The 14,527-nt window shown below is 46.4% G+C and carries 9 protein-coding genes; 4 read left to right on the top strand and 5 right to left on the bottom strand.

Annotation, left to right across the window (positions count from 1 at the left end):
* The 4 genes from Q1W14_RS14720 to Q1W14_RS14735 all read left to right on the top strand — a co-directional run.
* A partial coding sequence (locus tag Q1W14_RS14720; RefSeq protein ID WP_300702706.1) for a glycoside hydrolase family 97 C-terminal domain-containing protein occupies positions 1-1,236 on the top strand: 1,236 nt, incomplete at its 5' end.
* A 4-nt stretch (positions 1,237-1,240) separates the two neighbouring features.
* Positions 1,241-3,643 (top strand): family 43 glycosylhydrolase, encoded by a 2,403-nt coding sequence (locus Q1W14_RS14725; RefSeq protein ID WP_300702708.1) that lies wholly within the window; start codon positions 1,241-1,243, stop codon positions 3,641-3,643.
* 23 nt (positions 3,644-3,666) lie between these two features.
* Complete coding sequence (locus tag Q1W14_RS14730) at positions 3,667-6,072, top strand: glycoside hydrolase family 127 protein (protein WP_300702710.1); 2,406 nt, start codon at positions 3,667-3,669, stop codon at positions 6,070-6,072.
* Between the two features lie 12 nt (positions 6,073-6,084).
* Positions 6,085-8,334 (top strand): S9 family peptidase, encoded by a 2,250-nt coding sequence (locus tag Q1W14_RS14735; protein WP_300702712.1) that lies wholly within the window; start codon positions 6,085-6,087, stop codon positions 8,332-8,334.
* Positions 8,335-8,382: 48 nt separating this feature from the next.
* Here Q1W14_RS14735 and Q1W14_RS14740 read toward each other — a convergent pair whose 3' ends face one another.
* The 5 genes from Q1W14_RS14740 to kdpB form a co-directional block, all read right to left on the bottom strand.
* Entirely contained in the window at positions 8,383-9,822 is a 1,440-nt protein-coding gene (locus tag Q1W14_RS14740) for an ATP-binding protein (RefSeq protein WP_300702713.1), read from the bottom strand.
* A 61-nt stretch (positions 9,823-9,883) separates the two neighbouring features.
* Positions 9,884-11,005, bottom strand: coding sequence for a sensor protein KdpD (locus tag Q1W14_RS14745; RefSeq protein ID WP_300702715.1), 1,122 nt, complete (start codon positions 11,003-11,005; stop codon positions 9,884-9,886).
* Positions 11,006-11,015: 10 nt separating this feature from the next.
* A complete protein-coding gene (locus tag Q1W14_RS14750) occupies positions 11,016-11,768 on the bottom strand; it encodes a TorF family putative porin (protein WP_300702717.1) in 753 nt (250 codons plus the stop codon).
* Positions 11,769-11,818: 50 nt separating this feature from the next.
* Positions 11,819-12,391, bottom strand: coding sequence for a K(+)-transporting ATPase subunit C (locus Q1W14_RS14755; RefSeq protein WP_300702719.1), 573 nt, complete (start codon positions 12,389-12,391; stop codon positions 11,819-11,821).
* Positions 12,392-12,464: 73 nt separating this feature from the next.
* The gene (gene kdpB / locus Q1W14_RS14760; RefSeq protein ID WP_300702720.1) at positions 12,465-14,513 is read right to left on the bottom strand and encodes a potassium-transporting ATPase subunit KdpB; all 2,049 of its coding nucleotides are present in this window, start codon (positions 14,511-14,513) and stop codon (positions 12,465-12,467) included.
* Positions 14,514-14,527: the final 14 nt, after the last annotated feature.

Below are 14,527 nucleotides of genomic sequence, written 5' to 3' on the forward strand. Positions count from 1 at the left end.
GTAGATTATACGCCGGGAGCGATGCGCAATGCTACCAAACAAGATTGGCGCGCCGTCTATTACTCACCTATGAGCATGGGAACACGCTGCCATCAATTGGCGACATACATTGTACACGACTCGCCCTTCACCATGCTTTGCGATGCTCCTACCAATTACCTGAATGAACAGCAGTGTGTGGATTTTATCACTTCCATCCCCGTTGAAACGGATTCTACCTTTATTGCTTCGGGTAAACTGGGAGAATACATCGTCAGTGTACGCAAGAAAGATATCAACTGGTACGTCGGCGGACTGACGAACTGGAACGAACGGGATGTAGAACTCGACTTCTCCTTCCTGCCTGCCGGTGCACGTTACACAGCCACCCTTTTTGCCGATGGCATCAATGCCAACAAACAAGCAGAAGACTATCGGGTAGAGAAATTAACGATAGACAAGAATAGCCGCATGAAGCTACATTTAGCTTCGGGTGGCGGGTTTGCCATGAAACTGGAAGCATGTCCTGTGCGCGGAACGGTGACCGGTATTCCTTCAGGCAAGAATATTCCTTCTTTCTATAAGAAATACATCGAGACAGAGGGGCTTTACGTCACCTCTTCCGAAAAGGTGAGCGATGAAGCCTTGTTGAAGGCTTGCGACATCATCAGCCTGATGCTGGCAAAACGTGCCGACGTGAAGGCGCACATGGTAAAGAAAGGTTGCCACGTCATGATAATCGGCAAGGACGAAGCAACTTGCGATTTACCTGAGTTTGCCCATATCTGCAACTCTCCGGACAGCATTGCTTACTGGAACTGGCGTGCACGTGGGTTCGGCGGTGCACCGGAGGATGAATTTTCCGCCAGTTGCGGAGAAGAGAACCTGCTTGCCCTCCCGCAAGATAAATACACGGGTGAGAATATACTGATCCATGAGTTCGCCCACTTGATACACATGGTAGGGATCGTCGGGGTAGAATCTGACTTCAATGACCGCCTTGAAGCACTATGGAAAAGCGCCCGTGACAATGGTTTGTGGGCAAACACGTATGCCATCAGCAACAAGGAAGAGTATTTCGCCGAATGTGTACAGTCCTTCTTTAATTGCAACCGCTATGCCGAACCCAGCAACGGAGTTCATAACTCCATGAACCGACGCACCAAACTGAAGACATACGACCCGGATATGTACCGTTTGTTGCAGGAATATTTCTATGAGATTGAGATACCAATTAATAATGAGATACACCAGTGATACTATGAACAAGATTATTCTTCTAGTCGTTTCCCTCTTGATGGGAATATTATCAGCTTCTGCCCAGACACTCTTCAATACTACGGGTGCAGGCAACCCCATCATTCCCGGCTACTTTGCCGACCCCACTATCAAGAAATTCGGTGATACCTATTATATGTATGCTACCACCGACGGAAGTGGCGCCGGTTTCGGTCCTGCCCAAGTATGGACCAGCAAGGACTTCGTTAACTGGACTTTGATGCCGATGAACTGGCCGGATAGCCATTGGATATGGGCGCCCGACGTAGTGCAGCACACCGATGGCAAGTATTACTACTTCTATTGTCAGCCCTGCATTATCCATTGCGGTGTGAGTGAAACCCCGCGTGGTCCCTGGAAGAACATTCTTGGCGAGAGCGAAGCCGTTCTCGTCCCCGACCGCTTCGTCACTAATGCCATCACTCTCGATGGACAAACCTTTGTGGACGATGACGGTTCCGTCTACCTCTACTGGGGGACTTGGGGCATCTACAAAGGCTTCGGTTGCGGCGCCGGAAAGATGACTCCCGATATGAAAGGTTTCAGCGAAACCCGCCTCATCCCCAATACCGAAGCTACCGACTTCTTCGAAGCTCCCTTCGTGCTGAAGCGCAACGGAATATATTACTTCATGTACTCCTCCGGCTCTTGTCACGACCATACCTACCGGGTGCAATACGCCACTTCGGATAAGCCACTCGGCCCGTACAAATACGGAGGTTGTATATTGGAAACAAACACCGACGGAACCGTCCATGGTCCCGGACATCACAGCATCTTGCAAGAGGGCAACGATTACTATATGGTATATCATCGCCACGACAACCCACACTCCAATCGTGGCTTTCATCGCCAACTCTGCATCGACCGCATGACATTCAACGCCGACGGAAGTATTCAGAAGATAACTCCTACTCACGACGGTGTAGGTGCATTAGCCCCTTCCGTAGTGAAATCTCCCAACCTTGCACTAGGTAAGAGTGTTCGTGCCTCTTCCTATTACGATGACAACTTCCTTCCCAACTATGCGGTAGATGATAACAACGGTACCTTGTGGCGCCCCCGCAGCATGGGTCAGGAATGGATTGAAATAGACCTGGGACGCAACGAACAGATTCAAACCATCTGGACACAGTTCCAATACGGCACTCAGTTTTATCAATACCTCATTGAAACATCCATCGATGGCAAGCATTGGAATATATTCTCCGACAAACGCAACAACCATCTGGCAGGCAGTCCGATGGTAGACTTCGGAAAGACCAAAGCCCGCTTCGTACGCCTCACCTTTACGGGTGGACAAAAGAATGGTTTCGGCGGTGCTATCTGGAACATCAAAGTCTTCTCAGGCATCGAAGAATCGTCTCCCCAGCAATGGATGGGACTGACGGCTGCCGACTGGAACGGTCGTGAATGGCAAAACAATGAAGGAATGCTGGGCGGCTCTTTCATCTTGAAAGAAGGTACAGCCCGCACACAGCGCATAGATGGACGTGATGCACTGGTTCTTGAACCGGGAACAACACTTGAGTATCGCCATCCGTTGCTCTCTCCTTCCAAAGAACATACTATAAGTGGGTTAGTTTATAGGTCAGGCAAATGGCAAAGCTTTGAAGCGGAACAGGCTCTTTCAACGGGTATGATTTCTCTTCAAAGCGGTGCCGAGCCTTTGATTATCACCAATCTGCGCTATTATAACTGGCAACAGGCACCTGCCGAAAAAGCATACGACACCACAACGGACATTGTCCGCCTGCCCGCTGCCGAAAAGCAGAAACAGGGCTTGGTAGTAAGTATCACTGCCGATGACTTTGCAGCCGGAGATACCGTACAGTACTTCACCAATCACGGAATGAAAGGATATTTTGAGGCACAGAAAGCGCCGTCTATCATCCAAGAGATACAAGGAAAGAAAAGCTTCTCTTTCGATGGCAATCAAGTGTTCAGTTCCAGTTTCCCGTTGCCTGCTACTCTGCGAGATAATGCTCCTTATACCTTAGAAGCCTGGGTACTGAATGACTCCATAGCCCTGAACGAATGCGTAGCCGACTTCACCACTTCGCACGATGAATTGGAAAAGATCATGCTAGTCAACGGCACCGAACCTCGTTGCGGAGTTATCAATCACTACGGTTGGTACGAAGATGCCGGTTATAAAGAGATGAAGTCCCTCGAAGGCAAATGGCAGCATATCTACATCTGTTTCGACGGTCGAATGGAACAGGTATATATCAACGATCAACTGATCAGCGAGAAGGATATCCAACTGCTGGTAAAACCATCACAGTATGTAACCATCGGACAAAATGCGGAACGCAACTGGCCCTTCACCGGCTACTTGCACTCACTGAAACTATGGGACGAATATATTCCACTGAAAAAGTAAAACCCTAAAATAACAAGAGAACCATGAAGAAACTTTTAGTTACCTCCCTGCTCCTTGCCACAGCATTATGCAGCCAGGCGCAAGTTAAACAATCCTCGCACGGTTACCCCATTAATCCCGTGCCCTTCACTTCGGTAAAAGTTACCGATTCCTTCTGGGGACAACGCCTCAATGCGAGTCGTCAAGTAACCATCCCCCTTGCCTTCAGCAAATGCGAAGAAACAGGCAGATACCAGAACTTCGTCAATGCCGCCCACCCCAGTGACACCATTCATGTAGGCGGACTAGCCTTTGACGATACCGATGTTTACAAAACCATCGAAGGTGCCAGCTATTTGCTACAAACCTACCCCGACAAGAAACTGGCAAAGTACATCGACAGCGTGCTCGTCATTGTAGCCGCTGCCCAGGAACCGGACGGTTATCTCTATACTAGCCGCACCATGAACCCCAAACATCCGCACGAATGGGCAGGTAGCAAACGTTGGGAAAAAGTAGAAGACCTCAGTCATGAATTCTATAACCTCGGTCACATGGTGGAAGGCGCTATCGCCCACTATCAGGCAACCGGGAAGAAAAACTTCCTCAATATTGCTATCCGTTATGCCGATTGTGTTTGCCGTGAAATCGGTACAGGCGAAGGACAGCAAATACGCGTACCGGGACATCAGATTGCCGAGATGGCTCTTGCCAAGCTTTACCTCGTAACCGGAGAGCAGAAGTATCTTGACCAAGCCAAGTTCTTCCTCGATCAACGCGGATATACCAGCCGTACAGATGAGTACAGCCAGGCACATAAGCCGGTAGTACAACAGGACGAAGCTGTGGGACACGCCGTTCGTGCCGCTTACATGTATGCCGGTATGGCCGATGTAGCCGCCCTCACCGGCGATACAGCGTATATTCATGCCATCGACCGCATTTGGGATAATATTGTCGGCAAGAAGTACTACATCACCGGCGGTATCGGAGCAACCGCTGCCGGCGAAGCCTTCGGCAAGAACTATGAACTGCCCAATATGTCGGCTTATTGCGAAACCTGCGCTGCTATCGGAAATGTATATGTTAACTACCGTCTGTTCCTGCTTCACGGTGAATCGAAGTATTACGATGTGCTGGAACGTACTTTATATAATGGTTTGATATCCGGTGTATCGCTGGATGGTGGCGGCTTCTTCTATCCCAATCCGTTGGAGAGCATGGGACAACACCAACGTCAACCGTGGTTTGGTTGCGCTTGCTGCCCGTCCAATATCTGCCGTTTCATTCCGTCATTGCCGGGTTATATCTATGCAGTGAAGGATAAGGATGTATACGTCAACCTATTCATGTCCAATACTTCGGACTTGAAAGTGAATGGCAAAGCTGTTTCTATCGAGCAGACTACAAAATATCCATGGAATGGAGACATCGCTATAGGTATCAAGAAGAATGCTGCCGGACAATTTACACTGAAAGTACGTATTCCGGGATGGGCACGCAATCAGGTAGTACCGAGTGATCTTTATGCGTACAGTGATGGTAAACGTTTGAATTACACCGTAAAAGTAAACGGAGAAACCGTACAAAGCGAGTTAAAAGACGGTTATTTCTGCATCGATCGCCGTTGGCAGAAGAACGACAAAGTAGAAGTACACTTCGACATGGAACCTCGCACCGTACGTGCCAACAATAAAGTAGAAGCCGATCGCGGACGCATTGCCGTAGAACGTGGACCGATTGTGTACTGTGCAGAATGGCCTGACAACAACTTCGACGTATTCAGCGTATTCATGAACCGCACTCCCAAGTTTGAAGTGGTAGAAACCCCCGACTTACTATACGGTATCAATCAACTGAAAACCAATGCACAGACTCTGGGTTATGACGACCAAGGTAATTTGACCACTACAAATGTAAAACTGACGCTGATCCCCTACTATGCTTGGGCACACCGTGGTTCCGGTGCCATGCTTGTATGGTTACCGCAAGAGTTGAGCGCATCCCGCCCGACGATGCCCGCTACACTAGCCTCCGGAAGTAAAATAGACGCATCACATAAAGCAAGATCTATCTCAGCCATCAATGACCGCCTGGTGCCGAAAGATGAGAACGACCGCTCCATGCCTTACTATCATTGGTGGCCCAAACAAGGAACTACCGAATGGATTACCTACGAGTTCCCTACCGAAGCAATGGTTTCAAGCTCTACTGTATATTGGTTCGACGATGCTCCTTGGGGTGGTTGTCGTGTACCAAAAAGCTGGAAGATTTATTATAAAGATGCACAAGGCCAGTGGCAACCCGTGACCGGAGCCGATAAATACGGCACCGAAAAGGGTATAGGTAATATGGTTAACTTCGATCCGGTGAAGACCAAGAGTGTCAAACTGGAGATAGTACAACCGGATAAGTTCTCATCAGGTTTGTTCGAATGGGAAGTACAATAAGAAAACAGTAATATGAGAGTTAATAAATTAGGTTTGTTTTTAATAGCCATGCTCCTCAACGGGGGCATGGCTATTGCTCAAGGTACGGTGGAAGATTACAACCGTGCCTACTCGTTGCGTGATAAGTTCAGTAGTAACAAAGTATTCTACTCTAATGTCAACCCTGAATGGATAGAAGGGACGCATCAGTTCTGGTACATTCGTAATGCACCCGAAGGACGCATCTATGTGTCTGTGAATGCCGACAAGAAGGGAAGAAAAGAATTGTTCGACCACAAGCAACTGGCAAATACCCTTGCCAAAGCATCCGGAAAGGAAGTAAAGCCCGAAGCTATCAACTTGGAGCGACTGTATGTAAACAAGTCTCTTGATACGCTTCGCTTCAACTTCAACAACCAGAAATGGATGTACGCCGTGCGCAAGAATCAACTGGTCAATGAAGGCACTCTGCCCGCCCCATCGAAACCACGTCACTGGATGGAGTGGAATGCCGAGAAATCTGCCGGACCGGTGACATCGCCCGACGGAAAGCACACGGCATTCATCAAGAATGATAATGTCTATGTGAAGGAAGTTGCCACCGGTAAAGAGAAGCAACTCAGCCTGGATGGTACATTGAGCAACTACTACTCTTCGTACATCCGCTGGTCGCCCGATAGCAAGAAGGTGGCATGCTGCAAGATTCGTCCGGTAGAGAAGCGTTTTGTGTATTATGTAGAGTCTTCTCCTATTGATCAGCTTCAGCCTAAACTGCATAAGCAGGAGTACGCCAAGCCGGGAGACGAGCTTCCGTTTAAAGTGCCTTGCATCTACGAGGTAGAAACCGGCCGCGGCATCATCCCTTCAACCGACTTGTTTGCCCGGCAATATGAGATTTATGATCCGGAGTGGAGCAGTGATAGCCGTACGGTAACCTTCGAGTACAACCAACGCGGACATCAGGTATTCCGTGTACTGGAGCTTTCGGCTGAGACAGGCAAAGTGCGCCCGTTGATAGAAGAAACCAGCGATAAGTACGTCAACTATACCCGCCACTTCCGCCACGACCTGAAAGACGGCAAACATATCATCTGGATGAGTGAGCGTGACAACTGGAATCATCTGTATATGTACGACCGCACCACTGCCCAACCCGTGCAACAGATTACGAAAGGCGAATGGTATGTACGTCAGATACTCCACGTAGATGAAGACAACCGTATCATCTATTTCTCGGCAAACGGCATGCAGCCCGACGAAGACCCTTATCTGATTCGTTACTATCGCATCGGTTTCGACGGTAAGAACCTTACCTGCCTCACTCCCGAAGAAGGTATGCACAAAGCCTGGTTCTCGGAAGACATGAATTATCTGGTAGATGTTTATTCGATGGTGAATAAGGCTCCCGTAGCAGTATTGCGCAGTGCTAAAGACGGCAAAGTAGTGATGCCGCTCGAAACAGCCGACATCAGTCGCCTGGAAGCCGAAGGTTGGAAAGCACCGGAGGTATTCACCGCCAAGGGCCGTGATGGGAAAACAGATATGTGGGGATTGATTGTACGTCCCACCAACTTCGACCCGAACAAGAAATATCCTGTGATCGAGTATATCTATCAAGGTCCCGGCGACCAGTATGTACCCAAAACTTTCATGTCCTACAATTGGTACATGACCTCTCTAGCCGAACTTGGCTTCATCGTTGTCATGGTAGATGGAATGGGTACCTCCTTCCGCTCACGTGCCTTTGAGAATGTATGTTACAAGAACCTGAAAGATGCAGGTCTACCTGACCATATCGCATGGATTAAAGCTGCTGCCCGGAAGTACACTTACATGGATATAGACCGTGTAGGCATCTACGGATGTTCAGCCGGTGGACAAGAATCTACGAATGCCGTATTACTGCATCCTGATTTCTACAAAGCCGCTTACTCAGCTTGTGGCTGTCACGATAACCGTATGGACAAAATCTGGTGGAATGAACTTTGGATGGGTTACCCCGTAGACGAATCATACAAAGCATGTTCGAATGTAGAGAATGCCCATTTGTTAACCCGCCCGTTGATGCTTGTAGTAGGAGAAATGGATGATAATGTAGATCCGGCCTCAACCATGCAAGTAGTAAACGCATTAATTAAAGCAAACAAGGATTTTGAACTCGTAGTAATACCCGGTGCACACCATACAATGGGAGAAGACTTCGGAGAACATAAGCGATATGATTTCTTTGTGCGTCATCTAATGGATAAAAATCCTCCTAAGTGGGAAGCACTTGCCAAATGAGGAATAAAAAATAAAGAATGAAGAAATCTTCATTCTTTATTTTTATAATTATGCTTTCAGTTTCAGTATAAACCTACTTCCCTTTCCCAACTCACTCTCCACCGTCAGCGTACCGCCATGGGCTTCAACAAAATCTTTGGAAATAGAAAGTCCCAAGCCACTACCCTGTACTTTAGTGCCCGGCACACGGAAGTAACGATCAAAGATACTTTGATGGTAACGTGGATCGATACCTTTACCAAAGTCTTGTACAAAGAGTTCAATCATATTGTCTTCTTGGCGAGCACCAATAACTACACGTCCGTTTTCTTTGGAATAGCGGATGGCATTGCTCAGCAAGTTAGTAAGCACCCATGCAATCTTTTCACTATCCACAAAGAGTTTTGGTACTTTTTCTTCCGGATATTCCACTTCAATCTGAATATTGAACTTGTCGGCTTGTACCTGATTGGCTTTGATAGCGTATTCAATGAGTTCGATAGGCTTGGTTATCTTAGGCATCATCTGAAGCTTGCCAGCCTCTACCTGAGTCATGTTCAGCAGTTCGCCGGTGATGCCTAATAAGCGGTCACTGTTCTCTTTAATACTCTTGGACAGTTGTTCCTGCTCGGCATTCAATTCACCGACGCGCTTATCCTCCAGTAATTGAAGACTCATAAGAATGGCAGAGATAGGAGTTTTCAGTTCATGGGAGATGGTAGAGATAAAGGTAGTTTTAGCACTATCCAACTCTTTAAACTCCGTGATATTCTTTAGTAGAATCACATCCCCCAAATCACGAGGCTCATCCTCAGCTGCGTCAGTATTGACAATAGGAATATAGGATGCCTGAAAATAACTTTCCTTGTTATCGGCATAAATTTTCAAAGACTCCTGCTTCTCACCGGGATTCACTAATTCACGAATCAAGCGGCGAAGCAGATCATTCTTCAATGAAAGCTCTTCAGCAGAACGGCGGATTACATCTTCCCGCTTCAAGTTAAGTACAGTAAGAGCTTCACTGTTGATAAATAGTATTTCACGCTCAGGGTTCAAACCAATAATAGGTTCGTGAATACTATTGACGGTAGCTTCCAGGAATTTCTTGGCAGCAAGGATGTCGCTCAGTGTGCTGGCACGATATTCCGTCAATCGCTCCGCCATGCGGTTAAAGCTATCGGCTACTTCACGGAACTCCTCATTATTCTTCATATTAAGACGCTTCTCATAATTATGATTGGCTATTTCGAGGATACCGCGTTTCAATTCGTTTACGGGTTTCTCTATGGAACGGGGAAGCCAGATTAACAAGATCAAACTGCAAAGAATGGAGATACCTCCCGTAATAGATACCCACACCAAAGCATTCTGCAATGCAGGTAAAGCAGCAGGACTGTCCGGCTCGGTAGCAGTCAGTACTTGAAGGTTGACTACTGAAAGAGCCACCAACAGAATAATCATTCCGGCCAATAAGCCAACACCGAGTATTAATTTCGTACGTATATTCATATTAAAAGAGTGATAAAGTGGTATTGTGATAAAGTGAGATTGACAAATATACTAATTATTATTAAGCCAGAATAATCAAATCTATACTAGCTTGAGCCAAGGCCCTCACAAACTTCCGATAACCCTTTATACGGCAAAGCACTCCCGGCAACTGAAACCCGGGACTGCCCATACATACAGTGGTTATCTGCTTTTCTTTGCAAACCTTGACAATGCTTTCCAAAACGTCCTTAGACTGTACCTGAACAACTTCACCTCCCAATTCCGCTACCAGTTTAAAGTGGTTCAGTAAATGGCGTTGACTGGCCAAATCAATCCGGTCCATGCTTTCATGAGGAGTTTGTACATAAAGAGCCACAAAAGAAGTATTATACCTCGTAGCCAAACGGGCTGCTTTACGAATAATCCGCCTCGGTGTCTTTTCCCGACTACTGATACAAGCCAAGAAACGTTCGTGCCGGATACCGGCACCCATAACAACTTCATTCTCTACTTTCTTCTCTACCCGGAGGGCTACTTCTTTCAAAGCCAATTCACGAAGTTGAAGTATATTCTCTGTTTTAAAGAAGTTATTTAACGCAATAGGAACCTTTTCAGGTTTATAAATCTTTCCGGCTTTCAAACGGGTTATCAGTTCTTCGGCAGTAAGGTCAATGTTAACCACTTCATCTGCTTCCTGCAAAACACTGTCAGGAATACGTTCCTTAACTTCGATGCCCGAAATACTCTGTACTTCTTCGTTCACACTTTCAATATGCTGGATATTGACGGCAGAGATCACATTGATTCCTTCTTCCAGCAAAGTCATCACATCTTGCCAGCGTTTCTCGTTCAAACTTCCTTCTACATTGGTATGCGCAAGTTCATCCACAATAACAATATCGGGGTGAATGCGAATGATCCCTTCCAAGTCCATCTCTTCGAGTTCTTTCCCTTTGTAGAATATCTTCCGGCGGGGAATCACAGGAAGCCCCGGCAAGAGTGCTTCTGTTCCTACACGCCCATGGGTTTCGATGTAACCAATCTGCACATCAACGCCGTTGTCCAGAAGGTCGTGGGCCTCCTGGAGCATACGGAATGATTTTCCTACACCGGCAATCATGCCGATGTAGACTTTGAACTTGCCTCGACGTGATTTCTTTATCAAGTCAAGGAAATGCTGTACATTTTCTTCTCTATCCATCTTTATGGGGTTATGGCTTCCATGTTACTCCGAACACAACGTGTGCATCTTCCAAACATGGATTCCAAATTGTTTGCGCAAATATCGGCAAAGAAAATGAATCTGTAACCTTAATGACTGTACTTCCTTTCAATGCAATGTTTGTAACGGCAAAACCATTGTTTCCATATTGGTTTGCAGCTTCGTAAGGAACCACGCCACAAGTAAGATTCAAATCGACTTGCTTCACACTGAAAGGATAGTTGAACTCTACATACGAAGAGTAATTTTGCTTACCTTCGGTATTCTTATCCATACCGGCAAACATCGTGTACCAAGCCATGGATAAAGGGAACTTTTCTATCGGCAGTGTATAAGCCAGTCCTGCTTCAAAATGGTGAGCCGTTTCGTGACTATCGAATTGAAAGTACTTCCTTGCACCCTGACCTGCCCACCAAAGGTCGGCTACAGAGAGAGTCAAACCGGAATCGCCAAAAGTATAAGTAGCAGTCAAGTCGATTTCTTTGGCAGCATTCCCTTCGGAAGAAGAAGTACCATCAAAATCGGTAGATCCCCATGCCGTCAATGAGAAACCTTTCACGCTGAAACCTAAGGTAGGCTGAATACTTACACCCGTCTGGTACATACCACGCCATATATATGAACTCACCAAATCACCTTGTATATTAAATTCCTGAGCTTTAGCTGTATTTGTGCCTAAGATAGTTGCTATAGCTAATAAAAGTGCGACACGAAGTGTCTTTCTTAATTTAATTGTTTCCATTTTAATTCTATAATCTTTTGTTTAGTAGTATTTGTATTATTGCGGCGTGGTTATTTATTCATTTCGTCTAATGCGATGTTCAGTTGCAGTACATTCACTTTGGCTGTTCCGAAAAGACCTAATAAGGGCTCTTGTACCAAGTTGTCTACAATCTTCTTTACTTGCTCTGCATCTATTCCACGTGCCTGTGCAATGCGTTCTACTTGTACGTATGCACTGGCAGGAGTAATATCCGGGTCGAGTCCGGAAGCACTGGCAGTTACCATTTCAGCAGGTACCTCTTTACGTTGCAAGTAAGGATGGTGCACAAGGAAGGTGTCGATACGGGCTTCCACTTCGGCCAGATATTCGGGATTCGTAGGACCTTTGTTACTACCGGACGAACTGCTTGCATCGTAACCGTCACCGGCACAGGAAGGGCGTCCCCAGAAGTAGATGTCTTGCGTAAACATCTGTCCCACATTGGCAGCACCTACCACTTTTCCGTTTAAAGTAGCCACCGGAGCATTGCCTTCATTAGGTCCTGCAAAACGGGCAAATAGCCACAGGACAAGTATATAACATACGGATAACACGACACAGAAAGCAAGCGTTATTTTTATTGATTTCCAAAGAGTTTTCATTGTTTCTATATTTTAATTATAACTATAAACAGGCTCTCATCCGAAGGGAAACCTGGCTGCGGCACCTTGCCGCTTAGAAGAATAGACTGACTATTAAATCAATGATTTTAATGCCGATAAAGGGAACGATGACACCACCCAAACCATAAATCAACAGGTTGCGGCGAAGTAATGCACTTGCACCAATCGGCTTGTATTGTACACCACGCAAAGCTAGCGGAATCAGAATCGGGATAATCAGTGCGTTAAAGATGACTGCTGAAAGGATAGCTGTTTCAGGGCTATGCAAATTCATAATGTTCAATGCTCCCAATTCGGGAATGGCTACCATGAATAATGCCGGAACGATGGCAAAGTATTTAGCCACGTCATTGGCGATAGAGAAGGTAGTCAGCGTACCGCGGGTCATCAACAACTGTTTACCGATTTCTACGATTTCAATCAGTTTAGTCGGGTCATTATCCAAGTCAACCATATTACCGGCTTCTTTGGCGGCTTGGGTACCACTGTTCATGGCTACACCAACATTGGCTTGTGCCAAAGCGGGGGCATCGTTGGTACCGTCGCCCATCATGGCTACCAGTTTACCGTGTTCTTGCTCATTCTTGATATATTCCATCTTGTCTTCGGGCTTTGCCTCAGCGATGAAATCGTCTACACCGGCTTTTTCGGCAATGTATTTAGCGGTCAAAGGGTTATCACCGGTTACCATTACTGTTTTCACACCCATCTTGCGCAGACGTTCGAAGCGTTCTTGAATACCCGGCTTAATGATGTCTTGCAACTCAATAACGCCGGTCACCTTACGGTTGACACACACTACCAACGGTGTACCACCGTTACTGGATATTGCAGTCACAATTTCTTCTATCTGTTTGGGAAATTCATTTCCGGCAGCTTGTGCTATTTTACGGATGGCATCGAAGGCACCTTTACGTATTTGTGTACCATCTGCCAGGTCGACGCCGGAGCATTTGGTTTCGGCGGTAAACTTAATCATACGGGCACCGGTGGTGTTCAGGTTACGCATGCGGAATCCGGCTTCACGTCCCAGTTCGATAATTGATTTACCTTCGGGTGTTTCATCTGCCAGTGAAGAGAGCAAGCAAGTTTCAATAAAGACATGTTCGTCTACTCCGTTGGCTACGTGGAAGTGGGTTGCTTTACGGTTACCCAGGGTGATTGTACCGGTTTTGTCGAGAAGCAGGGTGTCTATATCGCCTGCTGTCTCTACCGCTTTACCCGATTTGGTTATTACGTTAGCACGCAAAGCACGATCCATACCTGCAATACCGATAGCAGAAAGCAAACCGCCGATTGTAGTGGGAATCAAGCAGACAAACAAAGAAAGAACAGCAGCAATAGAAATCGTAGTTCCCGGATGTTCCAACGAAATATAATCGGCCATTGGAATCAGAGTGATACATACAATAACGAATACCAGTGTAAAACCTGCCAATAGAATAGTCAATGCTATTTCATTCGGAGTCTTCTTGCGTGAAGCACCTTCTACCAAAGCAATCATCTTATCAAGAAAGCTTTCACCTTGTTGCTGGGTAACCAATACTTTAATCATATCAGACAGTACTTTGGTACCACCCGTTACAGAGCTTTTATCACCACCCGCCTCACGGATCACCGGAGCAGATTCACCGGTAATGGCACTTTCGTCGATAGAAGCAAGACCTTCTACAATTTCACCATCGGCAGGAATCGTATCGCCTGCTTCGCAAACAAAGATATCACCTTTCTTTAACTGTGAACTACTGACTTTCTTTATTTTATCATCCACCACTAACTTTGCAGGAGTTTCTTCACGAGTCTTGCGCAAACTGTCTGCTTGTGCCTTACCACGCGCTTCAGCAATAGCCTCGGCGAAATTGGCAAACAACAGTGTAATGAACAGGATGAAGAATACTGCAAAATTGTAACCGAAGCTTCCATACTCGGGAGTGAACAAGGACATAGCAGTTACAACAAGCATGATGGCTGTAACAATCTCCACCGTAAACATGATGGGGTTCTTAATCATCACCCGTGGATTCAGCTTCACGAATGATTGAAGGAAACTTTCTTTGACTTGCTTCTTCTGGAAAAGAGAAGCTGTATTATTATCTTTCATATCTTATCTACTAT

The sequence above is a fragment of the Bacteroides sp. genome (assembly GCF_030151085.1).
In the GTDB taxonomy this organism is placed as follows: domain Bacteria; phylum Bacteroidota; class Bacteroidia; order Bacteroidales; family Bacteroidaceae; genus Bacteroides.